19 protein-coding genes are annotated in these 25,902 nt (G+C 74.0%); 3 read left to right on the top strand and 16 right to left on the bottom strand.

Annotated elements, in window-relative coordinates:
• Positions 1 to 8: 8 nt before the first annotated feature.
• The 7 genes from tmk to IE305_RS24940 form a co-directional block, all read right to left on the bottom strand.
• Positions 9 to 3,242: a dTMP kinase gene (gene tmk, locus IE305_RS24970; protein ID WP_190131992.1), complete on the bottom strand. Its 3,234-nt coding sequence runs from the start codon at positions 3,240 to 3,242 to the stop codon at positions 9 to 11.
• A gap of 165 nt (positions 3,243 to 3,407) precedes the next feature.
• Complete coding sequence (gene topA / locus IE305_RS24965; protein WP_190131991.1) at positions 3,408 to 6,266, bottom strand: type I DNA topoisomerase; 2,859 nt, start codon at positions 6,264 to 6,266, stop codon at positions 3,408 to 3,410.
• A 361-nt stretch (positions 6,267 to 6,627) separates the two neighbouring features.
• Positions 6,628 to 8,172, bottom strand: a complete 1,545-nt coding sequence (locus IE305_RS24960) for a DUF7059 domain-containing protein (protein ID WP_190131990.1) — start codon at positions 8,170 to 8,172, stop codon at positions 6,628 to 6,630.
• Positions 8,173 to 8,302: 130 nt separating this feature from the next.
• The gene (locus IE305_RS24955; RefSeq protein ID WP_190131989.1) at positions 8,303 to 8,887 is read right to left on the bottom strand and encodes a small secreted protein; all 585 of its coding nucleotides are present in this window, start codon (positions 8,885 to 8,887) and stop codon (positions 8,303 to 8,305) included.
• A 291-nt stretch (positions 8,888 to 9,178) separates the two neighbouring features.
• Positions 9,179 to 11,599, bottom strand: coding sequence for a sodium-translocating pyrophosphatase (locus IE305_RS24950; protein ID WP_190131988.1), 2,421 nt, complete (start codon positions 11,597 to 11,599; stop codon positions 9,179 to 9,181).
• A 340-nt stretch (positions 11,600 to 11,939) separates the two neighbouring features.
• A complete protein-coding gene (locus IE305_RS24945; protein WP_190131987.1) occupies positions 11,940 to 12,410 on the bottom strand; it encodes an ATP-binding protein in 471 nt (156 codons plus the stop codon).
• Positions 12,411 to 12,566: 156 nt separating this feature from the next.
• Positions 12,567 to 12,908 (bottom strand): STAS domain-containing protein, encoded by a 342-nt coding sequence (locus IE305_RS24940; RefSeq protein ID WP_190131986.1) that lies wholly within the window; start codon positions 12,906 to 12,908, stop codon positions 12,567 to 12,569.
• 54 nt (positions 12,909 to 12,962) lie between these two features.
• Between IE305_RS24940 and sftH the strand changes: the two genes are divergently transcribed.
• Positions 12,963 to 15,419, top strand: coding sequence for a DEAD/DEAH box helicase (sftH, locus tag IE305_RS24935; RefSeq protein WP_190131985.1), 2,457 nt, complete (start codon positions 12,963 to 12,965; stop codon positions 15,417 to 15,419).
• Here sftH and IE305_RS24930 read toward each other — a convergent pair.
• The 7 genes from IE305_RS24930 to ssd form a co-directional block, all read right to left on the bottom strand.
• Positions 15,416 to 15,784 carry an Rv3654c family TadE-like protein gene (locus IE305_RS24930; protein WP_190131984.1) on the bottom strand — a complete coding sequence of 123 codons (369 nt, stop codon included), beginning with the start codon at positions 15,782 to 15,784 and terminating at the stop codon, positions 15,416 to 15,418. The genes sftH and IE305_RS24930 overlap by 4 nt on opposite strands.
• A complete protein-coding gene (locus IE305_RS24925; RefSeq protein WP_190131983.1) occupies positions 15,762 to 16,115 on the bottom strand; it encodes a TadE family type IV pilus minor pilin in 354 nt (117 codons plus the stop codon). The genes IE305_RS24930 and IE305_RS24925 overlap by 23 nt, the downstream gene beginning before the upstream one ends.
• Positions 16,102 to 16,338, bottom strand: a complete 237-nt coding sequence (locus IE305_RS24920) for a DUF4244 domain-containing protein (protein ID WP_190131982.1) — start codon at positions 16,336 to 16,338, stop codon at positions 16,102 to 16,104. The genes IE305_RS24925 and IE305_RS24920 overlap by 14 nt, the downstream gene beginning before the upstream one ends.
• Positions 16,339 to 16,458: 120 nt before the next feature.
• Positions 16,459 to 17,289: a type II secretion system F family protein gene (locus IE305_RS24915; RefSeq protein WP_190131981.1), complete on the bottom strand. Its 831-nt coding sequence runs from the start codon at positions 17,287 to 17,289 to the stop codon at positions 16,459 to 16,461.
• Positions 17,290 to 17,312: 23 nt separating this feature from the next.
• Positions 17,313 to 18,296, bottom strand: a complete 984-nt coding sequence (locus IE305_RS24910) for a type II secretion system F family protein (protein WP_229891500.1) — start codon at positions 18,294 to 18,296, stop codon at positions 17,313 to 17,315.
• Positions 18,293 to 19,450 (bottom strand): TadA family conjugal transfer-associated ATPase, encoded by a 1,158-nt coding sequence (locus IE305_RS24905; protein ID WP_190131980.1) that lies wholly within the window; start codon positions 19,448 to 19,450, stop codon positions 18,293 to 18,295. Before IE305_RS24905 ends, IE305_RS24910 begins: the two co-directional genes overlap by 4 nt.
• Positions 19,447 to 20,559 carry a septum site-determining protein Ssd gene (gene ssd / locus IE305_RS24900; RefSeq protein WP_229891498.1) on the bottom strand — a complete coding sequence of 371 codons (1,113 nt, stop codon included), beginning with the start codon at positions 20,557 to 20,559 and terminating at the stop codon, positions 19,447 to 19,449. Before ssd ends, IE305_RS24905 begins: the two co-directional genes overlap by 4 nt.
• A gap of 452 nt (positions 20,560 to 21,011) precedes the next feature.
• Between ssd and IE305_RS24895 the strand changes: the two genes are divergently transcribed.
• Complete coding sequence (locus tag IE305_RS24895; RefSeq protein WP_190131978.1) at positions 21,012 to 21,908, top strand: HAD family hydrolase; 897 nt, start codon at positions 21,012 to 21,014, stop codon at positions 21,906 to 21,908.
• A 307-nt stretch (positions 21,909 to 22,215) separates the two neighbouring features.
• On the opposite strand, the gene IE305_RS24890 is transcribed toward IE305_RS24895, so the two are convergent.
• Positions 22,216 to 23,052, bottom strand: coding sequence for a Fic family protein (locus tag IE305_RS24890; RefSeq protein ID WP_190131977.1), 837 nt, complete (start codon positions 23,050 to 23,052; stop codon positions 22,216 to 22,218).
• Between the two features lie 101 nt (positions 23,053 to 23,153).
• Between IE305_RS24890 and IE305_RS24885 the strand changes: the two genes are divergently transcribed.
• Complete coding sequence (locus IE305_RS24885) at positions 23,154 to 24,146, top strand: ATP-binding protein (RefSeq protein ID WP_190131976.1); 993 nt, start codon at positions 23,154 to 23,156, stop codon at positions 24,144 to 24,146.
• Here IE305_RS24885 and IE305_RS24880 read toward each other — a convergent pair.
• Complete coding sequence (locus IE305_RS24880; protein ID WP_229891496.1) at positions 24,034 to 25,350, bottom strand: polysaccharide deacetylase family protein; 1,317 nt, start codon at positions 25,348 to 25,350, stop codon at positions 24,034 to 24,036. The two genes, IE305_RS24885 and IE305_RS24880, sit on opposite strands and share 113 nt — an antisense overlap.
• Positions 25,351 to 25,902 lie beyond the last annotated feature (552 nt).

Raw genomic sequence — 25,902 nt, 5'->3', positions numbered from 1 at the left:
GGCGCGGGCTACTCCCGCCCGCGCTCCTCGCCCGCCCCGCGCTCCTTGCGGGGGCCGAGCAGGTCGTCCGTCAGGGTGGGGGCGTCGTCCGCCCATTCCGGTCTGCGGCGCGGGCGGCGCGCCGAGCGCCCCCGCGGCTCGTCCGCCGGCTCCGCCTCGACCTGCGGCAACTGGCGCGTCTCGGCCTCGTCCTGCGGCAGCCTGCGGCTCCCGGACTCGTCCTGCGGCGGGGCCTCCGGGCGGAACAGCCAGTCCGGCACCCGGTCCGCCGGGTTCTCCGCACGCGCCGCCCGGTCCGGCTTCGGCAGGACCGCGGTCTCCTCAGCGTCCGAACCGGCCGGCGCTGGCTCCATGCCCCACGTGACGCGGTGCGCCGGGCCACCCGGCCGCACCTGCGGCATCGGCGGCGGCGTCGACGGCACCGGCGGCACCGGCGGGAGCACCGCCGTCTCCTCCGAGTCCGGGTTCGCGTCCACGCGCGCGTGCTCCACGGTCGGCGCCTCGTCCTCGCCGTGCGCCGGCAGCCGCGCCGTGTCCGCGTTCATGCCCGTGGTCGTGTCCGTGGCCGTGTCCGTACCGGCCGGGGCCGGCGTCTCCACGGTCGGGGCGTCCGCCGCAGCAGCACCGGCCGACGCCTCGGCCTCGGCCGCCAGGCGCGCCCGCTCGGCGGCGAGCAGGGCCTCCTCCGCCTTGCGCTGCTTCTCGCGGCGACGCTCCTCCGCCTCGGCGCGCAGCCGCGCCTCCTCCTCGGCCTCCTTGCGCAGCCGCTCCTGCTCGGCGGCGTGCGCCCGCTCCTCGGCCTCGCGGCGGCGGCGCTCCTCCTCCGCCTGACGGCGCGCTTCCTCCGCGCGCCGGCGCGCCTCCTCCGCTTGGCGCTCCTCCTCGCGGCGCCGCGCCTCCTCGGCCTCGCGCCGCTTGCGCTCCTCTTCCTCCCGCTTGCGCTGCTCCGCCTCGGCCCGGAGCTTCGCCAGCTGCTCCTGGCGCTCGCGCTCCAGGCGGGCCTCCTCGGCCTTGCGGGCGGCCTCCTCCTCGGCCTTGCGCAGCGCCTCCGCCTCGGCGGCCTTGCGGGCCTCCTCCTGCGCCTTCCGCTCCGCCTCCGAGAGCGGCAGCATCTGGTCGAGCCGGTGCCGTACGACCGTGGTGACGGCCTCCGGCTCCTGGCCGGCGTCGACCACCAGGTAGCGCGCCGGGTCGGCGGCCGCCAGCGTGAGGAAGCCGGTGCGCACCCGCTGGTGGAACTCGGCGGGCTCCGACTCCAGCCGGTCCGGCGCCTCGGTGAAGCGCTCGCGGGCCGTCTCCGGGGAGACGTCGAGCAGCACCGTCAGGTGCGGCACGAGGCCGTCGGTCGCCCAGCGCGAGATGCGGGCGATCTCCGTCGGCGACAGGTCGCGGCCGGCGCCCTGGTAGGCGACGGACGAGTCGATGTAGCGGTCGCTGATGACGACCGCGCCCCGCTCCAGCGCGGGCCGCACCACGGAGTGGACGTGCTCGGCGCGGTCGGCGGCGTACAGCAGCGCCTCGGCCCGGTCGGACAGGCCGGCGGAGGCGACGTCCAGCAGGATGGCGCGCAGCCGCTTGCCGATGGCCGTGGCGCCGGGTTCGCGCGTGACGACGACCTCGTGGCCCTTGCCGCGGATCCACTCGGCGACGGCCTGCACCTGGGTGGACTTGCCGGCCCCGTCGCCGCCCTCGAAGGCGATGAAGAAGCCGGTGGGGGTGGTGCCCTCGGTGGGCCCGGCGTCCCGCAGGACGTCCATCAGGTCGCGGTGGAAGGGCACGCCGTGCCGGTCGTCCGTACGGCCCAGCACCAGCGCGCCCACCGGCAGCAGCAGGGCGCCGACGAGCATCAGGACGAAGGACGCGCCGCCGTGCGCGAAGACGAAGTCGCCCTCCTGCATGCGGTGCGGCCCGATGACCGCCGCGAGCAGCGGCGCCACGAGGGCGCCGAGCGCGACGGCCACGCGCACGACCGCGTGCAGGTGGTCGGTGGTGCGGGCGCGGCGGCTCTCCTCGGTCTCCTGGTCGAGCAGCCCGTGGCCGATGCCGGCGACCAGTCCGGCGCAGACGCCGGCCGTCAGCAGGAGCAGCAGCACGGTGGTCGCGTCCGCGACCAGGCCGGCGACGAGCAGCGCCGCACCCGTCAGGGCGAGGGCGAGCGCCAGCAGGCGGCGCCGGGAGAAGCCGGGCAGCACCTTCCGTACGGCACGGATGCCGGCGACCGGCCCCCCGCTCAGTGCGAGCACGAGCAGCCCGAAGGCGACCGGGCCGCCGCCCAGGTCGACCGCCTCCAGCACCGCCACGCCGACGGCCGCGGCGACCGCGGCGGCCACGGCCGCGCACGCCAGGACGAGCACCGGAATGGCACCCGTACGGCCCTTGTCGGGCGTGCCCTGCGCGCCCTTGGGGCGGCGCAGCCCCTCCAGCGGCGAGTGGGCCCGCGGCGCCTTGGCGCCGCCGGCCGGGGTGGGCAGCTGGAGGGCGTACAGCACGGCTCCGGAGGCGGCGAACAGGCCGGCCGCCAGGTACGAGCCGAGGGCCGCCTGGTGGTCGTGGAACCAGTCGATCCCCGAGCCGAAGAGGTTGCTGACCAGCGTCACGGCCAGCAGCGCCAGCGCGGCGACGGGCAGCGAGACGAACGTGGTGCGCAGCGACAGGCGGCGCAGTGCGGCGTGGTGGTCGGGCAGCGGCCGCACCGCGTCGCCCTCCGGCGGCGGGGCGGGCAGCAGTGCGGGGGCCACGCCGTCCTTGGCGACGGTCCAGACGCGTTCGGCGACGCCGGCGACGAAGGCCGTCACCAGCAGGCAGGCCAGGGCGTTGTCCGGTGTCCAGTCGGTCCAGGTGGGAGCGACGGCCAGCAGCGCCAGCCGCACCCCGTCCGCGCCGATCATGGTCCAGCGGCGGTCGAGGGGGCCGGCGGGCGCCAGCAGCCCGGACAGCGGGCCGAGCAGGACGGCGCCGAAGAGCAGCGTGGCGAGCAGCCGCGCGCCGACGACGGCGGCCACGGCGAACGCGGCACCGCGGTACCCCCCGCCGAACGCCGCCGAGCCCACGGCCGCCTGGAGCGCGAGAACGAGCAGCACGAGAACGGCGAGGGCGTCTCCGACCCCGCCGGCGAACTGGGCGTTCCACAGCCGCCGGAGCGGACGGAAACGCAGGAGGGCTCGTACGGCACGCTCGCGGGAGTCCGCGGCCAGTGCTCCTGCTGTGGGGCTCTCCCCTGTCGGCTGCTCGACTCGCGTCATCCTGCCAGCCTATCCGGAACGCCCGGATACCGGACCTCTTGATACGAACACACGAACGAGCGACGCGGGAGCGAACGAGACGCCCGTGCGCCCCTCACTCCCGCGTCGCTCCCGCCGGCACAACCCCGCGCAGCACAACCTCGCGCCGGCGGCTGCCGCCCGCTCCTACTCCGCGTCCGCCGTGGCGGCCGTCGCGGCCGTCTTCTTCGCCGCCGTCTTCTTGGCAGCCGTCTTCGCGGTCGTCTTCTTGGCGGCCGTCTTGCTCGTGGCCGTCTTCTTGGCCGCGGTCTTCTTCGCCGGCGCCTTCTTGGCGGTGGTCTTCTTCGCGGTGGCCTTCTTGGCCGTCTTCTTCGCCGGTCCCTTGGCCCGCTTCTCGGCCAGCAGCTCGTAGCCGCGCTCCGGCGTGATCGTCTCCACGTCGTCGTCCCGCCGCAGCGTCGCGTTGGTCTCGCCGTCGGTGACGTACGGGCCGAAGCGGCCGTCCTTGACCACGACCGGGCGGCCGCTGACCGGGTCCTCGCCCAGCTCCTTCAGCGGCGGCTTGGCCGCGGCGCGCCCGCGCTGCTTGGGCTGCGCGTAGATCGCCAGGGCCTCCTCCAGCGTGATGGAGAAGAGCTGCTCCTCGGTCTCCAGCGACCGCGAGTCCGTGCCCTTCTTCAGGTACGGACCGTAGCGGCCGTTCTGCGCGGTGATCTCCTGCCCGCTCTCGGGGTCGGCGCCCACCACGCGCGGCAGCGACATCAGCCGCAGCGCGTCCTCGAGCGTCACCGTGTCGAGGGACATCGACTTGAAGAGCGAGGCCGTCCGCGGCTTGACCGCGTTCTTGCCCGTCTTCGGCGTGCCCTCGGGCAGGATCTCGGTGACGTACGGGCCGTAGCGGCCGTCCTTGGCGACGATCTGGTGGCCCGTGACGGGGTCCTTGCCCAGCTCGAAGTCGCCGCTCGGCCGCGCGAGCAGCTCCTCGGCGTACTCCACGCTCAGCTCGTCCGGCGCCAGGTCGCCCGGCACGTCGGCCCGCTGGTGGCCCTCCTCGTCCTTCTCGCCGCGCTCCACGTACGGGCCGTAGCGGCCGACGCGCAGCACGATGCCGTTGCCGACGGGGAAGGACGACACCTCGCGCGCGTCGATCGCGCCGAGGTCCGTGACCAGCTCCTTCAGGCCGCCCAGGTGGTCGCCGTCGCCGTTGCCCGCGTCGGCGGCACCGCCCACGGCGCCCTCGGCGCCCTCACCGAAGTAGAAGCGGCGCAGCCACGGCACGGCCTGGGCCTCGCCGCGCGCGATGCGGTCGAGGTCCTCCTCCATGGAGGCGGTGAAGTCGTAGTCGACGAGCCGGCCGAAGTGCTTCTCCAGCAGGTTGACCACGGCGAAGCTCAGGAAGGACGGCACCAGCGCGGTGCCCTTCTTGAACACGTAGCCGCGGTCGAGGATCGTGCCGATGATCGACGCGTACGTCGACGGGCGGCCGATCTCCCGCTCCTCCAGCTCCTTGACCAGCGACGCCTCGGTGTAGCGGGCCGGCGGCTTGGTGGCGTGGCCGTCGGCGGTGATCTCCTCGGCCGTCAGCGCGTCGCCCTCGGCGACCTGCGGCAGCCGGCGCTCGCGGTCGTCCAGCTCGGCGTTGGGGTCGTCGGCGCCCTCGACGTACGCCTTCATGAAGCCGTGGAAGGTGATGGTCTTGCCGGACGCGCTGAACTCGGCGTCACGGCCGTCGGCGGCCCGGCCGCCGATCCGCACGGTCACCGAGTCACCGGTCGCGTCCTTCATCTGGGAGGCGACGGTCCGCTTCCAGATCAGCTCGTAGAGGCGGAACTGGTCGCCGGTCAGACCGGTCTCCGCGGGGGTGCGGAAACGATCACCCGAAGGACGGATCGCCTCGTGCGCCTCCTGGGCGTTCTTCACCTTGCCCGCGTAGACGCGCGGCTTCTCCGGCAGGTAGTCGGCGCCGTACAGCTGCGTCACCTGCGCCCGGGCCGCCGCGATGGCGGTGTCGGAGAGCGTGGTGGAGTCCGTACGCATATAGGTGATGAAGCCGTTCTCGTACAGCTTCTGCGCGACCTGCATGGTGGCCTTGGCGCCGAACCCCAGCTTGCGCGACGCCTCCTGCTGGAGGGTGGTGGTGCGGAACGGGGCGTACGGCGAGCGGCGGTAGGGCTTGGACTCGACCGAGCGCACCGAGAAGGCGGCGCCGGTCAGCGCCTCGGCCAGCGAACGCGCCGTGGCCTCGTCCAGGTGCAGAACCTGGGCACCCTCCTTGAGCTGCCCGTTCGCACCGAAGTCACGGCCCTGCGCGACGCGCCGGCCGTCCACGGCGTACAGCCGGGCGGCGAAGCCGGACGGGTCGCCCGCGCCGACGGAACGGCCCGTTCCGAAGGTGCCGGTCAGGTCCCAGTACTCGGCGGAGCGGAAGGCGATGCGCTCGCGCTCGCGCTCGACGACGAGGCGGGTGGCGACGGACTGCACCCGGCCGGCCGACAGCCGCGGCATGACCTTCTTCCACAGCACCGGCGAGACCTCGTAGCCGTAGAGGCGGTCGAGGATGCGGCGGGTCTCCTGGGCGTCGACCAGCTTCTTGTTCAGCTCGCGCGGGCTGGCGACGGCGGCCTGGATCGCGTCCTTGGTGATCTCGTGGAAGACCATCCGGCGGACCGGGACCTTGGGCTTGAGCACCTCCTGGAGGTGCCACGCGATGGCCTCGCCCTCGCGGTCCTCATCGGTGGCGAGGAAGAGCTCGTCGGAGTCGGCCAGCAGCTCCTTGAGCTTCTTGACCTGGTCCTTCTTGTCGGCGTTGACGACATAGATGGGCTGGAAGTCCGCCTCGACGTTCACGCCGAGCCGGGCCCAGGGCTCGCCCTTGTACTTCGCGGGGACCTCGGCGGCCCCGTTCGGGAGGTCGCGGATGTGCCCGACGCTGGCCTCGACGACGTAGCCGGGCCCCAGGTAGCCCTTGATCGTCTTCGCCTTGGCAGGCGACTCGACGATGACGAGTCGGCGGCCGCCCTGTGCGGTCTCGCTGGTCGGGGACAAGGTTCGCTCTTCTTCCGGTCGGCACTCGGTGTGGGCGTTGTTGCGGCCTCGCTGCGGAGTGTGACGGTACATCCCGCCCCCATGTCAAACGGAGAAAGCCCGCAACGCCACTCGAACGGTAACCCGACAAGCGTCCTGTCTGCCGCCCGGACCGTCACACGCCAGGAGTGGCGGGGGTCCCGCGCGCCCCGCACTCTTGACATGGAACGGACATACAGTCCCGGGGCCGGCCCGGAGCGCCGGCGGCGGCACGGAGGAACATGACGCGAACGTGACCCCTCCGTCCCGCCCTCTCACGAGTCGGCGCGGACCCGGTCCCGGACCGGCCCCGGGCCGACCTCAGCCCGGTCAGCCGGCCCGGTCAGCCCGCGTCCACCGGCGTCAGGAAGCCCTGCTCGACCAGCAGCCTGATCGCCTCCGGCGTCCGGTCCCGCAGCAGCACCGGGTCCTCCCCGACCAGCTGCGCGATCGCGTCGAGGATGCGGCCGGCGGGCAGCGAGCCGTCGCACACGCCCGCGAAGCCCGCCCCCACCGTGTCGACCTTCGTGGCCCTGCGCATACCGCGGTTCTGGCGCAGTACCACGTGCTCCGGGTCCTCCGCGCCCGGCAGCCCGACCTGCTCCTGGAGCACCTCGTCGGCCAGCCGGAAGCGGGTGGCCAGCAGCGCGGCGTCGTCGTGCGTCCGCAGGAAGTCCTGGCGCCGGAAGTGGCCGGTGACCGTCGCGCCGAGCGGCTGCTCGACCGGGTGCGGCCACTCCTCGGCGATCACCGAGGGGCGCCCGGCCCCGCTCTTGCGCAGCGTGATCCAGCCAAATCCGACCGCCTTCGTCCGGCGCGCCTCGAACTCGTCCAGCCACGCGTCGTAGCGCGCCGCGTACTCCTCGGGCCCGGCCCGGTGGTCGCCCGCGTCGCGCAGCCACAGCTCGGCGTACTGGGCGACGTCCTGCACCTCGCGCTGGACGATCCAGGCGTCGCAGCCCTGCGGCACCCAGGACGCCAGCCGCTCCCGCCAGTCCTCGCCCTCGACGTGCTCCCAGTTGGCCAGCAGCTGGCAGTGGCCCCCGTCGTTGAGGTGGGCGGCGGCCCGGCCCACCAGGGTGCGGCACAGGTCGTCGCCGGCCATGCCGCCGTCGCGGTACGTCAGCCGGGCGCCGGGGGAGATGACGAACGGCGGGTTCGAGACGATGAGGTCGTACGTCTCCCCCGCCACCGGCTCGTAGAGCGAGCCGCGCCGCAGGTCGGGCTCCGGCGCGCCGGAGAGCGCGAGCGTGAGCCCCGCCATGCGCAGCGCGCGCGGGTTGAGGTCGGTGGCGGTGACGCGGGTGGCGTGCTGGGCCAGGTGCAGGGCCTGGATGCCCGAGCCGGTGCCCAGGTCGAGGGCGCTCTCCACGGGCGTGCGGACGGTGATGCCGGCCAGCGTGGTGGAGGCGCCGCCGACGCCCAGGACGAGCTCGGAACGCTCCACTCCGGAGGGGCCCGCGGTGCCCCCGGCGATGCCGCCCGCGCCGCCGACGGCGCAGCCCAGGTCGGAGACGATCCACCAGTCCTGGCCGTCGGGGCCGCCGTACGGGCGCACGTCGACGGTCGCCCGTACCGCGTCGTCCCCGTCGGGCACGAGCCAGCCGCCGGCCAGGCAGTCCTCCACCGGCAGGGCCGCCGCGGCGCGCGCCCGGCCGGCCGGGCGCTGCAGCAGGAAGAGCCGGACCAGCGTCTCCAGCGGGCCGTCGCCGCGCGTGGCGCGCAGGGCGGGCACGGTCTCGCCGCGGGCGAGGGCCGCGTAGGCCGGGGCGCCGAGCAGGTCGAGGAGGCCGTCGGCGGTGAAGGCGGCGGCGAGCAGGGCCTCGCGCAGGCGGGCGGTGCGCGCGGGGTCGGCGGTGGGGAGATGCGTCGTACTCACGCGGACCATTGTCGGGGACCACCCGGGGCCCGCCGCGCCGCCGCACGGCACGCCAGGGCCCCTTCCGGGGCCCCGGCCGCAGCCCTGTCGTCCGGGGCCCTGCCGTCGGGGGCCCTGCCGTCCGGGGTCCTGTCCGGCGTCAGGACTTGCTCGGCGTGGCGGGGGCCGCGGGGGACGGCGGGCGCTGGCAGCCGTGCTGCTGGGCCATCGCCTTGCCGACGTCACCGGACTGCAGCTTCTTCAGCGCGTCGTCGCTGCTGTTGCTGAGCTTGAGGATGTCGCTGGCGATGCCGTTGAGCCCGTCGCCGAACTTCCCCTGGTCGCCGGTGTCGAGCTTGTCGATGCGCTGCTTCAGGCCGGTGTAGGCGCTGGAGAGGTCGTTGAGGGCCTTGACCGCGTTCTTCTGGTTCGTCTCGCCGTCCTTGCCCGGCGGCGGGCCGGCCTGCTGGACGGAGGTGGCCAGCGCCTTGTACGCCTCGGCGATGGACTGGAAGGCCGCGGAGTCGCCCTCCTTGATCTTCTTCGAGTCCTGCTCGTTCCGGATGCCGGCGATGGCGACGTTGGCGTCCGTGATTTTCTTCACTTGGGGCTGCATCTGGTCGCAGACCTTCTTGGCCCAGTCGTCGAGCTTCTTCTTCCCGTCGTCGCCGCCACCGCCACAGGCCGTCAACGACAGGACAAGTGCCGCCCCGCCGGACAGTGCAGCCACAAGCTTCTTGTTCACCGGATTGGTCCCTTCAATGGCTCTCGGCCCCGGAACTTACACGGCCGGGTGAGAGGGGTCGCGAGCCGAGTACCCGTTACGCACCCTTTTGTCACTGATTGCAGCAAGGTGGCCGTGGTGTTCACCGCACCGCCCGGCGACCGGGAACCGCCGCCGCGGGGGGCGTACGGGGGCGCGTACCGGGGGGCCGTACGGGGGCGCGCGCATACGTGCGGGGCGCCCGCGGACGAACCGCGGGCGCCCCGTCGGGGTGGTGCGCCGGTCGAGGGACCCGGCCGGTGTGAGGGACCGTCAGGACACCACCGCGGGGTCCGCCGGCTGGGTGGTCCGGCCGGCCTCCTCGCCGTCCCCGCCGACCGCGACACCGCGCCGCTTCGACACGTACACCGCGCCCACGATGACGACGACGGCCAGCGCCGCCACGCCGATCCGCAGGCCCCGGCTGGCGTCGGCACCGTACGAGAACTTCACCACGGCGGGCGCGATGAGCAGCGCCACCAGGTTCATCACCTTCAGCAGCGGGTTGATGGCGGGACCGGCGGTGTCCTTGAACGGGTCGCCGACCGTGTCGCCGATGACCGTCGCCGCGTGCGCCTCGCTCCCCTTGCCGCCGTGGTGGCCGTCCTCCACCAGCTTCTTGGCGTTGTCCCAGGCGCCACCGGAGTTGGCCAGGAAGACCGCCATCAGGGTGCCCGTCCCGATGGCACCGGCGAGGTACGCGCCCAGGGCGCCCACGCCGAGGGAGAAGCCCACCGCGATGGGGGCCATCACGGCCAGCAGGCCGGGCGTGGCCAGCTCGCGGAGCGCGTCCTTGGTGCAGATGTCCACCACGCGCCCGTACTCCGGCTTCTCGGTGTTGTCCATGATGCCGGGGTGCTCGCGGAACTGCCGCCGCACCTCGAGGACCACTGCGCCGGCCGAACGCGACACGGCGTTGATGGCGAGCCCGGAGAAGAGGAAGACGACGGCCGCGCCCAGCACCAGCCCCACCAGGTTGTTGGGCTGCGAGATGTCGAGACTGAGCCCCAGCGAGTCGGTCCTGGCGTGCACCTCGCCGATCGCGGTCCCGATCGCGTCGCGGTACGAGCCGAACAGCGCCGACGCCGCGAGCACGGCCGTGGCGATGGCGATGCCCTTGGTGATGGCCTTGGTGGTGTTGCCCACCGCGTCGAGGTCGGTCAGGACCTGCGCGCCGGCGCCCTGGACGTCGCCGGACATCTCGGCGATGCCCTGCGCGTTGTCGGAGACCGGGCCGAAGGTGTCCATCGCGACGATGACACCGACGGTGGTGAGCAGGCCCGTGCCGGCCAGGGCCACGGCGAACAGCGCCAGCATGATGGAGGTGCCGCCCAGCAGGAACGCGCCGTAGACGCCGAGGGCGATCAGCACCGCCGAGTACACCGCCGACTCCAGGCCGACGGAGACACCGGCGAGGACGACGGTCGCGGGGCCGGTCAGGGAGGTCTTGCCGATGTCGCGCACGGGTCGCCGGCTGGTCTCGGTGAAGTAGCCGGTGAGCTGCTGGATGAGCGCGGCGAGCACGATGCCGATGGCCACGGCCACCAGCGCCAGGACGCGCGGGTCGCCGTCGTGGCCCTTGAGGGCGTCGTCGATGCCGGTCAACGCGGCATAGCTGGACGGCAGGTAGGTGTAGACGGCCACCGCCACGAGGACGAGGGAGACGACCGCCGAGACGAAGAAGCCACGGTTGATGGCGGTCATGCCGCTGCGGTCGCCGCGGCGCGGCGCCACGGCGAAGATGCCGATCATCGCCGTGAGGACGCCGATGGCGGGCACGAGGAGCGGGAACGCCAGGCCCGAGTCGCCGAAGGCGGCCTTGCCCAGGATCAGCGCGGCGACGAGCGTGACCGCGTACGACTCGAACAGGTCGGCCGCCATCCCGGCGCAGTCGCCCACGTTGTCGCCGACGTTGTCCGCGATGGTGGCGGCGTTCCGCGGGTCGTCCTCGGGAATGCCCTGCTCCACCTTGCCGACGAGGTCGGCGCCCACGTCGGCGGCCTTCGTGAAGATGCCGCCGCCCACCCGCATGAACATCGCCAGCAGCGCCGCGCCGAAGCCGAAGCCCTCCAGCACCTTGGGCGCGTCGGCGGCGTAGACGAGGACGACGCAGGAGGCGCCCAGCAGGCCCAGGCCCACGGTGAACATGCCGACCACACCACCGGTCCGGAACGCGATCTTCATCGCACGGTGGGAGGCGGACCGGGTGTCCGGAGCCTGGGCGGGCTGGTCCGCTCCCTCGGTGGTGCTTCCGGGAGTGGTCGCCTCACGGGCCGCGGCGGCCACGCGCACATTGCTGCGCACCGCCAGCCACATGCCGATGTAGCCGGTGGCCGCCGAGAACAGCGCCCCGACGAGGAAGAACAGCGAACGTCCCCAGCGCTGCGCCCAGTTGTCCGCCGGCAGGAGCAGCAGGAGGAAGAACACGACGACGGCGAAGACGCCGAGCGTACGCAGCTGTCGGGCCAGGTAGGCGTTGGCCCCCTCCTGGACCGCCGCGGCGATTCTCCTCATGGCCGGGGTGCCCTCGCTCGCCGAGAGCACCTGTCGCACCAGTACCACCGCCACCACCAGTGCCGCGATCGCCACCGCCGCGATCACCGTCACCAGGGTGCGGTCCCCACCGGTCAGCTCGACCGCGAGGGAATTGTTCCCAGTGAAGTTCACCTGTTCAGGGGTGAAGTGCCCCGCCATTCGTCCTCCCTGACGTTTGGCACATGGGCGCGCAGCCGGACCGCGACCGCGGAACAGCCGCCACGCTCAGGCGTCCTGAGCTCAAGATGGACGGATTGTAGGGAGCATGACGAGGCCGCGACAGAGCGCGGCAAACGGAATGAGCCTTTTCAAGTGAGGGCTGGTTCCGGCCCGCCTTGGGGCCGCCCTTGCGGGCTCTTGGGGGAATGCCGGAATCCCGGTCCTGCCGCCGACCGCACAGCCGGCCGCACCGCCGGCCGAGGACGACCGCGGACCGTCACAGGACACTTTCCGGACTACTGCGGGCGGGTGACACCGGCCGGTACCGGCCGCTGCGGCGTCAGGCCGCTTCGGGCGCCGGCGTCGTAGGCCAGCTCATCCGGATCAGCCCGCCGGACTCACCCGCCGTCACCTCGACGTCGTCCACCAGGCCGCTGATCACGGCGAGACCCATGTCGTCCTCGCCGCCGAGCACGCCCTCCTCGGGCACGGCCTCGCCCCGCGGGGCGCCGGAGGCGGCACCGGCCGCGGCGGACAGCGCGGCCGCCACGGCGGCGGGCCGCGGCGCGTCGTCGGCGACCTCGATGGAGAACTTCTTTTCGTCCTCGGTCAGGACGACCCGGACCGGGGTGGAGATCCCGTGGCTCGCGTGCAGGCCGACCGCGCGCGAGCATGCCTCGCCCACGGCGAGCCGCACCTCGTCCAGCACGGCCTCGTCCACCCCTGCCCGGCGCGCCACGGCGGCCGCCACGAGCCTCGCCGTGCGGACGTGCTCGGGAAGGGCGCTGAAGAGCAGTTCGACGGTGGCCATGCCATCCCCCTCAAAGTCGTACGTCCCCCCGCCCCGCAGCCGGGACGGGGCGGACCCGCGCAGGGGCCGGACCACGACCGGCCCCGGTGTCCCGGCGTGACGGTCGCGTCGGGCGGCGGCCGCCGGACGCCCGGCCGCCGGTCACCCGTCCGGCCGTCAGTCGGTCGCCGCCACGGCGTCGTCGACGGAGGTGTGGATCGGGAACACCTTGGTCAGACCGGTGATCCGGAAAATCTTGAGAATGCGCTCCTGGTTGCAGACCAGGCGGAGCGAGCCCTCGTGGGCACGCACACGCTTCAGGCCACCGACCAGGACGCCGAGCCCGGTGGAGTCGAGGAAGTCGACGCCCTCCATGTCCACGACGAGGTGGTAGTTGCCGTCGTTGACAAGCTCGACCAGCTGCTCCCGCAGCTTGGGCGCGGTGTACACATCGATCTCGCCACCGACGCGGACAACCGTGCGGTCACCCAGGGTCTCGGTCGACAGGGACAGGTCCACGGATCCTCCAGCACCTTGCATCGAGCGGTCGCCCCCCATGGATCGGCAGCCGCGATGGCATTCAATCACTTACCGGCGGGCGTGCACGACGCCTTGGCGCCATTGTCCGTCATGCCGGTGACACACTCGGTGTCGATGGCCAACGATCAACTCCCGCCGCAGGCGGGCGTACATCCCGCTCCCCGGACCGTCCTCGACCGACTGGCCGCCGGGCCGAGCCGGGCTGCACGCATCACTCATACGGAGCACTTGCCCCCTCGTCCCGGACGTCATGCCCCCTGGCCGGAGAAGATCCGCCCGGAGGTGATCGACGCCATCCGTACGGCCGGCATCGACCGTCCGTGGGCCCACCAGGCCGCCACCGCCGAGCACGCCCTGCGGGGCTCCTCGGTCGTCGTCGCCACCGGCACGGCCTCCGGCAAGTCGCTCGCCTACCTCGCGCCCGTGCTCAGCGCCCTCCTGGACGGCTCCGAGGCCCCGAACGGGCGGGGCGCGACCGCCCTGTACCTGGCCCCCACCAAGGCCCTCGCCGCCGACCAGCGCCGCGCCGTACGCGCCCTCGCCGCGCCCCTGGGCACCGCCGTACGGCCCGCCGTCTACGACGGCGACACCCCCGTCGAGGAGCGCGAATGGGTACGGCAGTACGCCAACTACGCGCTGACCAACCCCGACATGCTGCACCGCTCGATCCTGCCCTCCCACCCCCGGTGGGCCTCCTTCCTGCGCGCCCTGCGCTACGTCGTCGTCGACGAGTGCCACACCTACCGCGGCGTGTTCGGCTCGCACGTCGCCCAGGTGCTGCGCCGGCTGCGGCGGCTGTGCGCCCGCTACGGCTCCGCCCCCGTCTTCCTCCTCGCCTCCGCCACCGCCTCCGAGCCCGCCCAGGCCGCCGGACGGCTCACCGGCGTGCCCGTCACCGAGATCACCGACGACGCGTCACCCCGCGGCGAACTCGTCTTCGCCCTCTGGGAACCTCCTCTCACCGAGCTCCACGGCGAGCGCGGCGCCCCCGTCCGCCGGACGGCCACCGCCGAAACGGCCGACCTCCTCACCGACCTCACCGTCCAGGGCGTCCGCACCGTCGCCTTCGTCCGTTCCCGGCGCGGCGCCGAGCTCATCGCGCTGATCGCCCAGGAACGCCTGGCCGCCGTCGACCGCTCCCTCCCCTCCCGCGTCGCCGCCTACCGCGGCGGCTACCTGCCCGAGGAACGCCGCGCCCTCGAGCGCGCCCTGCACACCGGCGAGCTCCTCGGCCTCTCCGCCACCTCTGCCCTGGAACTGGGCGTCGACGTCGCCGGCCTCGACGCCGTCCTCCTCTCCGGCTACCCCGGCACCCGCGCCTCCCTCTGGCAGCAGGCGGGCCGCGCCGGCCGCACCGGCCGGGGCGCGCTCGCCGTCCTCGTCGCCCGCGACGACCCGCTGGACACGTACCTCGTCCACCACCCCGAGGCCCTCTTCCAGCGGCCCGTCGAGTCCACCGTCCTCGACCCGGACAACCCCTATGTGCTGGCCCCGCACCTCTGCGCGGCCGCCGAGGAACTCCCCCTCACCGAGGCCGACCTCTCCCTCTTCGGCCCCGAGGCCAGCACCGTCATCGCCCAGCTGGAGGCCCGCAAACTGCTCCGCCGCCGGGCCGCCGCCTGGCACTGGACACGCCGGGAACGCGCCGCCGACCTCACGGACATCCGCGGCGAGGGCGGCCGGCCCGTCCAGGTCGTGGAGGAGGGCACCGGACGGCTCCTGGGCACCGTCGACGCCTCCGCCGCCCACTCCACCGTCCACGAGGGCGCCGTCCACCTCCACCAGGGCCGCAGCTACCTCGTACGCCGCCTGGACCTGGAGGAGTCCGTCGCCCTGGTCGAGCAGGCCGACCCGCCCTACTCGACCACCGCGCGCGACACCACCGCCATCTCCATCCTGGAGACCACCACCGAGGTGCCGTGGGGCCCCGCCCGCCTGTGCTTCGGCTCCGTGGAGGTCACCAACCAGGTCGTCTCCTTCCTCCGCCGCCGGCTCATCACCGGCGAGGTCCTCGGCGAGTCCAAGCTGGACCTGCCGCCCCGCACCCTGCGCACCCGGGCCGTGTGGTGGACGGTCACCGAGGACCAGCTCGACGAGGCCCGGATCGCCCCCGAGGCCCTCGGCGGCGCCCTGCACGCCGCCGAACACGCCTCCATCGGCATGCTCCCCCTCTTCGCCACCTGCGACCGCTGGGACATCGGCGGCGTCTCCGTGCCCCTCCACCCCGACACACTGCTGCCCACCGTCTTCGTCTACGACGGCCACCCCGGCGGCGCCGGCTTCGCCGAGCGCGCCTTCCACACCGCCGCGAGCTGGCTGCGCGCGACCCGGGAGGCCATCGCCGCCTGCGAGTGCGAGGCGGGCTGCCCGTCCTGCATCCAGTCCCCCAAGTGCGGCAACGGCAACGACCCGCTGAACAAGAGGGCGGCCATCCGCCTCCTGACCCGCCTCCTGGCCGGCGCCCCCACCGAGGAGCCCCCCGCGCCCTAGTCCGCCCCTCCGTCCGGGGGCCCGGCGCGGGACCGGACGGTGACCCCGTACGGGCCGGCCCGGGCCTCCGCGGCGACCTCCGCCGTCTCGCCGGTCACCGCACACCGCACCACCCGGGCCCGCTGGGCCGCCGCCACCTGCCGGGCGAGCCCGCAGGCGTGCCGCTTGCCCAGAAGGGCGTGGTCCGCGGCCGCCAGCGCCGCCAGGTCCGCCGCGCCGCCCGCCCGGTGCCGGACGACCACCGCCTGTGCCATGGCGAGCACGGCCAGGAACACCGCGCACAGCGCCGCCGCCGCGAACGCCACCCACACCGTCGCCGAGCCCCGGTCCCTTCTCCCGCCGTCACTCCACCGTGTCCTCCGCAAGGGCCACCGCCTCTCCCGTCAGCCGCACGGCGAGCGGTCCGGGCCCGGCGGCCCGGGCCTCCACCCGGACCCGCACCAGATCCCCCTCCCGGGCCACCCCGACCCGCGCGCCGGGCGGTGCCGCCGAACGCGCCGCCGCCACGGCCGCCGCCGGCGGGTCCGACCGGGCCGCGGCCCGTGCCCCCGCACGGGCCGCGTCCACACACTGGATCTGCGCGGCGGCCGCCATCAGGCCCCAGATCAGCGCCAGGCCGAGGAGCGTCAGCACCGGCAGCACCACCGCCGCCTCGGCCGTCACATAGCCGCCGTCGTGCTCCTCAGAAGGTCGCATGGAGCGCCTTCACGATGAGCTGTTGCAGCGCGGCGCTCACGGGCCCGCTGGTCACCACCTTGTAGAGCACGGCCGCCAGCGCACAGGCGGCCAGCGTCCCCACCGCGTACTCGGCGGTGCTCATCCCCGCGTCGTTCCGGGCCGCGCGCGCCCAGCACTTCAGGCACCGGCCCCACCGGGCCCCCACCACGCGCTTCCCCACCCGAGCTGCTGCTTCTGCCATGACTGTTCCCCCTTGATCCGTTGATGCGTCTTGATCTGTCTCAATCTGTCTTGAGCCGTCTTGAGACGTGGGTCCTCCGGGCCTGCCGGCCCTCGTGTCCCCGTCGCTCACCGCCGTTGCTCACCCGCCCTTCATCAGCCCTCCCCCGAGTCCGACGACCACCGGCACCACCCCCACCGCGAGGAACGCGGGCAGGAAGCACAGCCCGAGCGGGGCCGTCGCCAGGACTCCCGCACGTCGGGCGCGCACGGCCGCCGACCTGGCCTGGGCGGCTCTCAGCCGGTCCGCGAGCCGCGCCATGGGCTCGACCGCCGGGACTCCGGTGGCCTGCGCCCGTTCGAGACACCGGGCCGGCGCCCCGGCGCCGGGCAGGCTGCCGAGCCGTCCCCAGGCCACGGCCGGGTCGCCGCCGAGCCGGACCTCCGCGGCGGCCCGGGCGAGCCCGGCACCCACGGGGCCGCCGAGCGACACACCGACCGCTTCCGCCGCCTCCCGGGGGCCGGCGCCCGCTGCCAGACAGGCCGCCAGCAGATCGGCCGCCAGCGGCAGTTGCTGCTGCACCACCTCGGCGGGGGCTTCCCGTGCCGCGCGTCTTTCGGCCTGCGCGCGCAGCCACCGGCGCCGCACACCCCACCCGGCACCCGCACCGGCCACGCCCCCGAGGACCCCGCCGAGCATCCCGCCCAGCAGCAGACCGGCGCCGCACACCAGCACCGCCCCGCGCCGGCCCTCCGTCAGGGCATCGATCCGGCGCTGCCGAGCCCTCGGCCGCGCGACCGGCGTCGTCCTGTCGAGGAGTGCCGCCGCGCGGCGACGCACCGTGCGCCGGTGCCGGCCCCTCCCCCCGGTTGCTCCGGCTCCTCCAGCTCCTGCCGCGGCCGCCCGCACGCACCACACGGCGAGCGCGGCCAGAACGACGAGGACCACTGCCCACAGACTGTGGACAAACATCCCGTCCACTTCCCCCTCCCCCTTCATGTCCACGAACCCTTCTCCGGGCCCTTCTCCGGCTTCTGTGGTTTCTGCGGCTTCTCCGCCGCCCGGACGATCCGCCCGGTCCATGCGATGCCCACGCTCTCCAGCAGCCCGCCCACGACGAGACAGCCGAGCCCCGGCGCGGTGTGCAGCAGGACCCCGAGCGGCCGGGCGCCCAGCGCACTGCCCATCAGCAGGGCCAGCAGCGGCAGCAGGGCGAGCATCACGGCCGTGGACCGCGTACCGGCCAGTTGCGCCCGGAGGTCGTCCCGTTGGTCGCGCTCGGCGGCCAGCGCGGCACCGACCCGCTCCAGCCCGGCGGCCAGTCCGGCTCCCCCGTCGACCGCGACCCGCCAGCACGCGGCGACGCCGACCAGACCTTCGGCGCCCGGCCGCTCCGCGGCCTTCCGCAGCGCCTCCGGCACGTCGCCGCCGAACCGCGCCGCGGCCACCACCGCGGGCCACTCCGGGCCGAGTCCGGGTGCGGCCACACCTGCGACCGCCTCGCCGGGCTGGCGCCCGGCGCGGAGCTCGCCCGCCACCGTGCCGCACAGGTCGACGACGGCCGACTCGCAGGCCTCGCGTTCCCGCCGGTGCTGTCGTGCCGCCAGCCACCGCCGGGCGAGCGGCACCGCCAGGGCCCCGGCGACCAGCGGCAGCGCCGAGTCGCCCAGCCACGCCACGGCGGCCCCGCCCGCGACGCAGAGCAGCTCCCGCCGCGCGACCGCCTCACGCCGCACCCACCGGACGATCCGCAGCACCCGGACCGGCCGGACCGGCCACGCACCCGGCCACCCGCCGGGCTCCGCCGCTCCACCACCCGCGAGCAGCAGCCGGGCGCGCCGCACGCCTCGGCCGGGCCAGGCCGGCACTCCCGCGACCGCCGCCGCACCCAACAGCAACACCGCGAACACCGCGGCCCCCTGCGCCGACCACGGCGGCACACCCACCGGCACCGACGCCACCCCGCCCGCCCCCGTCACGACGTCCGCCTCCCCCGGCCGCACAGCGCCCCGAACCGGGCCCAGGCGGGGCCGCGGACGAAGCCGGAGGCGCCCCACAGGGCCGCCGGCACCGTGGTGACGAATCCGGCGGCGTCCCGGTCCAGGACGTGCACCTCGGCGACCCTCCGTTGTCCGCCGTGGTCCCGCACCATGTGGATCACCACCGACAGGGCTGCCGCCAACTGGCTGTGCAGCGCGGCCCGGTCGAGCCCGGCGGTGGAGCCCAGCGCCTCCAGCCGGGCGGGCACGTCCGCGGCCGCGTTGGCGTGGACGGTCCCGCAGCCGCCCTCGTGGCCCGTGTTGAGGGCGGCCAGCAGGTCGGTGACCTCCGGGCCGCGGACCTCGCCGACCACGAGGCGGTCGGGCCGCATCCGCAGCGCCTGGCGCACCAGGTCGCGCAAGGTCACCAGGCCGGTGCCCTCCTGGTTGGCGGGGCGGGTCTCGAGGCGGACCACGTGCGGGTGGTCGGGACGGAGCTCGGCCGAGTCCTCGGCGAGGACGATCCGTTCGTCGGGGGCGACCAGGCCGAGCAGGCTCGACAGGAGGGTCGTCTTGCCCGAGCCCGTGCCGCCGCTGATGACATAGGAGAGGCGGGCGTCGAGCACGGCCGCGAGCAGTCGCCGGCCGCCCGGCGGCACCGTGCCCGCGGCCTCCAGCTCCGCCAGGGTGAACGCCCGGGGCCGCACCACGCGCAGGGACAGGCAGGTCGACCCGACGGCGACCGGGGGCAGCACGGCGTGCAGCCGGGTGCCGTCGGGGAGGCGGGCGTCCACCCAGGGCCGCGCGTCGTCCAGCCGCCGGCCGGCGATGGCGGCGAGGCGCTGGGCGAGCCGACGCACGGCGGTCGCGTCGGGGAAGGTGACGCCGGTGCGCCGCAGCCCCGTACCGCGGTCCACCCACACCTGGTCGGGGGCGGTCACCAGCACGTCGGTCACGTCGGGCTCGGCGAGCAGGGGCTCCAGCGGGCCGGTGCCGACCAGCTCGGAGCGCAACCGCGCGGCCTCGCCGAGGACTTCGGCATCGCCCAGCAGCCGCCCTTCGTGGCGCAGGGCCTCGGCGACGCGCGCCGGTGTCGGTTCGGCGCCGCTTTCGGCGAGTCGCCGGCGGACCGCGTCAAGCAGGGCGGTGCTCATGCCGGCTCCCCCTGCTGTCGTTCGGCGAGGGCGTGGGTCCAGAACGCGGTGCTGAAGCGGGCCAGCGGTCCGCGCTCGGCGGCGCCCGGCGGGCGGCCCGCGCTCACGTCGTCGGCGAGGTGCGGCTCGGCCGGCAGCTCCCCGGCCAGGGGGACGCCCAGCAGGCGCGCGACCTCGGGGCCGTCCATACCGGTGCCGAACGGGCCGCGCACGACTGCGCGGACGTCCCTCATCAGCAGGTTCAGCACGGAGGCGACCCGGTGGGAGGCGGCCAGCGCCCGTAGTTCGGCCGGGACCACGACCAGGCCGAGGTCGAGCTGGCCGATGGCTTCGACCGCCGTGTCGTCGAGCCTGCGCGGCAGGTCGACGACGACCACGCCGCCGCGCCGGCGGGCGGCCGCCAGCACGGCCCGCATCGCCTCCGGCGGGACGGCCGCGCAGTCGCCGCGGTCCCAGCTGAGGACGCGCAGGGCGTGGACGGAGGGCAGGGCCTCTTCCAGCGCCTGGGCGGCGACTCTGCCGCGGGAGCCGGCGAAGGCGGGCCAGCGGAGGCCGGTGGCCTTCTCGCCGCCGAGGAGGACGTCGAGTCCTCCGCCGAGCGGGTCGCCGTCGATCAGCATGGTGCGTTCTCCGGCGCGGGCCGCGCCGAGGGCCAGGGCGCACGCGAGTGTGCTCGCCCCGGCGCCGCCGCAGCCGCCGACCACGCCCACGGTGAGCGCGGGCCGGCCGACTCCCTCGGCCGCGTCGGCGATGCGGTCGACGAGCCAGTTCTCGTGGCCGGGCAGCAGGGCGACGTTCGCCGCTCCGATGCCGACGGCGCGCTGCCAGACACCGGCGTCGTCCGCGTCCTTGCCGACGAGCACCACCCCCTCCCGGCGCGGGACGCCGTACAGCCGCCCCGCGCAGTCGTCGCCGACGACGACCAGCCGTGCGCCGTCCCAGTCGCGGCCGCGCACGGCCGTGCCGTGCGCCACCCGCGGCACGGCACCGGCCGCCGCGCACAGGCGGAGCAGGTCGTCCAGCAGTCCCTCGTCCTCCGTGAGGATCAGCGGCCCGTTCTGCGGGCCGTCCACGGAAGCGGGGCAATCGGATGTCCTCGATCCGGTCACGGTCTCCTCCCCTCTCACTTCGCGCTCGCGCATCCGCACATCGCGGAAGTCGCGGGGAAACACGGTGGAGTGGGCCCGGTAAATCGTGGGGATCTTGGTCGAAAACTGTGGACAACTCGCCGGTTGTGAATATCCCGCTCACCTATACCGGTGACTTCCGCTGCGCAGCCTGTTGATTACGCTGCGTAACGGGTATGAAGGGGGCGGGTCCGGCGCTCGTCGCGGCGCACAGAGGAGGGGAGGTCCCGATGGCGACCACCGAAACGCATCCGGACATGCGACGACCCCCGCCGGGGGGGAGAGCGGGGGTCGTCCCCACGGCCGACTCGGGGGGGGGGGAGGAGTCGGGCCGGGTTAGACACGGTCGCGAACGATCCGTGACTTCCATGGTGTACCCGAGAGGCTTCTCAGGCAAACCCACACGCCTCAGCTTACGCCGAATGGAGGGCCCTATGCTCAGCGGAGTGGAAAACCACTCCTTGCCTCGCACCGCCGCGTTCTTTGATCTGGACAAGACGGTCATTGCGAAGTCGAGCACGCTCACCTTCAGCAAGTCGTTCTACCAAGGCGGCTTGATCAACAAGCGCGCGGTGTTGCGCACCGCATACGCACAGTTCGTCTTCCTCGCCGGCGGCGCCGATCACGAGCAGATGGAACGGATGCGGCGCTATCTCTCGAGTCTCTGCCGCGGCTGGAATGTCCAGCAGGTCCGGGAGATCGTCGCCGAGACCCTGCACGAACTCATCGACCCGATCATTTACGACGAGGCGGCCTCCCTCATCGAGGAGCACCACACCGCCGGCCGCGACGTGGTGATCGTCAGCACCTCCGGGGCCGAGGTCGTCGAGCCCATCGGCGCCCTGCTCGGCGCGGACCGCGTCGTGGCCACGCGCATGGTCGTCGAGGACGGCCGCTTCACCGGGGACATCGAGTACTACGCCTACGGCCCCACCAAGGCGGAGGCCGTCAGGGAGCTGGCCGCGTCGGAGGGGTACGACCTCTCGCGCTGCTACGCCTACAGCGATTCGGTGACGGACATCCCGATGCTGGAGTCCGTCGGCCATCCGCACGCCGTCAATCCCGACCGCGGGTTGCGGCGGGAAGCGGCCGCACGCGGCTGGCCGATTCTCTCCTTCAGCCGGCCGGTCCGCCTGAAACAACGCATTTCCGCGCTCTCCATGCCGTCCCGGCCCGCACTCGTGGCCGCGGCGGTCGCCGCCGCGGCGGCGACCGCCGGACTGATGTGGATGGCCGGCCGGCGCAGGGCCGCACTGACCGCAATGCCCGCCTTTGCAGCCAAAAGCAAAGAAGTGCAGCCCAGGCTTCCGGTTGTGCCACGACAGGAGTAGAAAGGAGTTAACGGCCCGCGAGACCAGGACATCCGCGAGGAAGCCCTCACGCACCAAGGCCCCACGGACCGCACGCACGAATACCGGGCACCCACGCGACGCCGACCCGTCGATTACGGGCCAGCCGCACCAGGTGGCGGGCGAAGTACCCGGCCTGATGGGCGAAAAATCGTGCACGCTTGGTAACCCGGTGGACGTGCCAGCGGCGGTACCGCAGTTCACGGGTACCGCCGCAACCCTTGTCCGGACGCCCCGCGCCCCGGCTGGCCACTCCGGCGCATCCGGCCGCTGTCCGGCCGTTCCGGCTTCAGGCCGCGCCGCGCTGCAGCGCTTCGCACACGGCCGTGCTCTCCCGCGCCCCGAGCTCCACCGCCCGGCCGCAGTGCGCGATCCAGGCCGCCACACCCTCCGGCGTCCCCGACACGTAGCCCTCCAGCGCCGACCGGTACGCCTCCCGGCCCTGCTCCGCGTGGCCCACCTCGGCGGGGCAGACCGACTTGGGGTCCAGTCCGCTGCCCACGAGCACGATCCGTTCGGCCGCGCGGGCCACCAGCCCGTTGCAGGAGCGGAAGGGGCGCAGCGCCAGCAGTTCTCCGTGCACCACCGCGGCGGTCACCAGCGCCGGCGCCCGGCTGCCGGCGATCAGCAGCGACGCCAGCCCTTCCAGCCGCCCGGCGACCTCGTCCGCCGAGGGCAGCGGCGCACCGTCCGGCGCCGGCACGTCCTGCGGGTCGTCCACCGTTTCGCCGGGCAGCCGGGGCCGGCCGACCGCCTCGTCCGGCCGGTCTCCCCCCGCGGCGAGCAGGTGCAACCGCGCCAGCACCCGGAGCGGCGACTGTCCCCAGACGCTGAGCAGTTGGCCCGCCTCGGCGGTCAGGCGCAGGGCGGCACCGATCGTGCGCGGTTCGCCCCCGGTGCTGAAGTCGGTGCGGCGGCGCACCTCCTCCAGGGCCCAGTCGGCGCCGGAGAGCGCCGCGGAGCCGCGGGCGCCGCGCAGCGCGGCCTCGGAGGTGATCTCGGTGCTGCGGCGCCGCATCACCCGGTGGCCGTACACCCGGTCCACCGCCTTGCGCACGGAGTCCACGGAGTCGGTGACGCCCGGCAGTGCGGCCAGGGCGGCGAGCGGATCGGCTGTCGTACTCATGGGCACGACCCTACGCATCCGGAGTTAACACCCCTCGAAAGAGTGGTTCTCTTCACTCACGTCTCTCACTCAGCGCACCCTGACACCTACTCTTGGTGAATATGAAGATCGCTTTCGTGGGGAAGGGCGGCAGCGGCAAGACCACGCTGTCCTCTCTGTTCATCCGCCACCTCGCCGCCGGCCGGACCCCCGTCCTGGCCGTGGACGCGGACATCAACCAGCACCTGGGCGCGGCGCTGGGGCTCGACGAGGCGGAGAGCGCCGCCCTGCCCGCGATGGGTGCGCGACTGCCGCTGATCAAGGAGTACTTGCGGGGCGCCAACCCCCGTATCCCGGCCGCGGAGACCATGATCAAGACGACGCCGCCCGGGCAGGGTTCACGCCTGCTGCGCGTCGTCGAGGACAACCCGGTCTACGAGGCGTGCGCCCGCCCGGTGCGGCTGGACGACGACGCCTCGGTCCGGCTGATGGTCACCGGCCCGTTCACCGATGCCGACCTCGGCGTGGCCTGCTACCACTCGAAGGTGGGCGCGGTGGAGCTGTGCCTGAACCACCTCGTCGACGGGCCGGGCGAGTACGTGGTGGTCGACATGACGGCCGGCAGCGACTCCTTCGCCTCCGGCATGTTCACCCGCTTCGACATGACGTTCCTGGTGGCCGAGCCCACCCGCAAGGGCGTCTCCGTCTACCGCCAGTACAAGGAGTACGCGCGGGACTTCGGCGTCGCGCTGAAGGTGGTGGGCAACAAGGTGCAGGGCGACGACGACCTGGACTTCCTGCGTGCCGAGGTGGGTGAGGACCTGCTGGTCACGTTCGGGCACTCGGACTGGGTGCGCGCCATGGAGAAGGGGCGCCCGCCGCGGTTCGAGCTGCTGGAGGAGGCCAACCGCCGGGCGCTGGAGACACTGCGCGGGGCGGCGGACGCGTCGTACGAGCGGCGGGACTGGCGGCGGTACACCCGCCAGATGGTGCACTTCCACCTCAAGAACGCGGAGAGCTGGGGGAACGCGAAGACCGGCGCCGATCTGGCCGCGCAGGTCGACCCCTCCTTCGTCCTGGACGAGCACCTGCTGGCCGCCCCACAGCCCGTCTGAGCGTGGCCCAGCCGCCGGGCGGCGTCCTGCCGACCTCCAGCTCGCGCAGCGCGGCGAGGACCTGGGGGTCCTGGGCGTCGAGCCAGTCGGCCAGCTGTTTGAACGACACGCAGCGCACGTCCGGCTTGGTGCACACGGTCCTGATGACGCTTTCGACCGCGCGCATGTACGCGCCGCCGTTCCACGACTCGAAGTGGTCGCCGATGAACAGCGGCGCACGGTTGCCCTCATAGGCGCGGTCGAAGCCGGCCAGGAGCGCGTCGCGCATCTGGCGCCCCCGGAATCCCCACACCTCGCTCCGTGAACCTCGGGTGCCGCGCGGGGAACCGGACTGGTTGGCCAGGAAGTTGTAGTCCATGGAGAGCATCTCGCCGTGGCGGCCGGGGACGGGTACGTCCTGGAGGGGGAAGTCCCAGAGCCCCTTCAGCCGGCGGGGCCAGACCTGCCGTCCCCCGGCCGAGCTGGCGTCGTAGCGGAAGCCCATGTCCTTGGCGGCCGTGACGAGATTGCGCTGGCCCAGCAGGCAGGGAGCGCGGCCGCCGACGAGCTCCTTGGCGTAGTCGAAGGGCAGGGGCGGCTCGTTCTTCAGCCCGCTGTTGGTCTTCCAGTGCTGCACGAAGGAGACCGCCTGGCGGATCTCGCTCTTCCACTCCTCGGCGGACCAGGTGCCCACACCGCGGTCGCGGCCGCAGAAGTGGCCGTTGAAATGGGTGCCGATCTCGTTGCCCTCCAGCCAGGCGGCGCCGGCCTGGGCCGCGGTGGCACGGACGCCCCCGACGTCGTTGAAGCCGATGTCCGAGGAGCCGGCGGGGTGCCGGGGCGGGTGGTAGAGGTGCCGTTTGGTGTCAGGGAGGAGGTAGACGCCGCTGAGGAAGTAGGTCATGGTCGCGTGGTACTTCCTGCCGACCTCGCGGAAGTGGGAGAACAGCTTCTGGCCGTCCTCGCCCGCGCCGTCCCAGGAGAAGACGACGAACTGCGGCGGCCGTTCGCCGGGGGCGAGCCTGCGGGGCCGCGGCTGGAGCGGCTGCGGGCCCGTGTCGGCGGTGGAGCCGTCGCCGATGAGCCGTACGGGGCGCCGGGCGTTGGGGTCGGCGGCCTCTCCCGCCCGGCCGCCCTGCGCCGCGTCGCCCGCACAGCCCGTCGCGCCGGTCGTCAGGGCCAGGGCCGTCAGCCCGCCCAGCGCGATCCTCCATGTCGCAGCCACCGCCACCGCAGCCACCTCGCTCTTCCGTGCTCAGCCGCTGGAGCCGGCCGGCGTCCGGGCCGCCGGGCGCCGGGCCACGGCCACCGTGGCACGCGGGCCTGGCATGCCCCGTGCAGGACAGGCGGAAAAACATACTTTTCACCGCTTCGAGCGAACGATCCCCGCGGACCCTTCAAAAGACCTTTACCCAGCATTACGATTCCATTACTCAGCGTTGACGATGGGCGCATCTGCGCGCCCCACACCGCCGTCCGCGCCGCCGTACCCACGTCCGCCTTCCCCTGCGGTCCCGGCCGCCCCCACGAAGACGGGAACGACCATGCCCGCTCAGCCGACCCCGGCCCCCCTCACCCCGCAGGACACCGCCCCGCAGGGCAGCACCGCGCGGCCGCCACGCCGCCGCGCCCTGCGGGCCCTGAGACTGGACCCGTCCGCCTCGGCCCTGCTCTTCCTCTTCACCGTGCCGCTCGCCCTGGGCATCGCCCTCACTGCGGGCGCGTCGCTGCGGGAGGCGTTCGGCACCGCGTTCGCCGTCGGGGTCGCCGCCGGCCT

This window comes from Streptomyces mashuensis, assembly GCF_014654785.1.
Lineage (GTDB): Bacteria > Actinomycetota > Actinomycetes > Streptomycetales > Streptomycetaceae > Streptomyces > Streptomyces mashuensis.
This window is presented reverse-complemented; position numbering and strand designations above follow the sequence as displayed.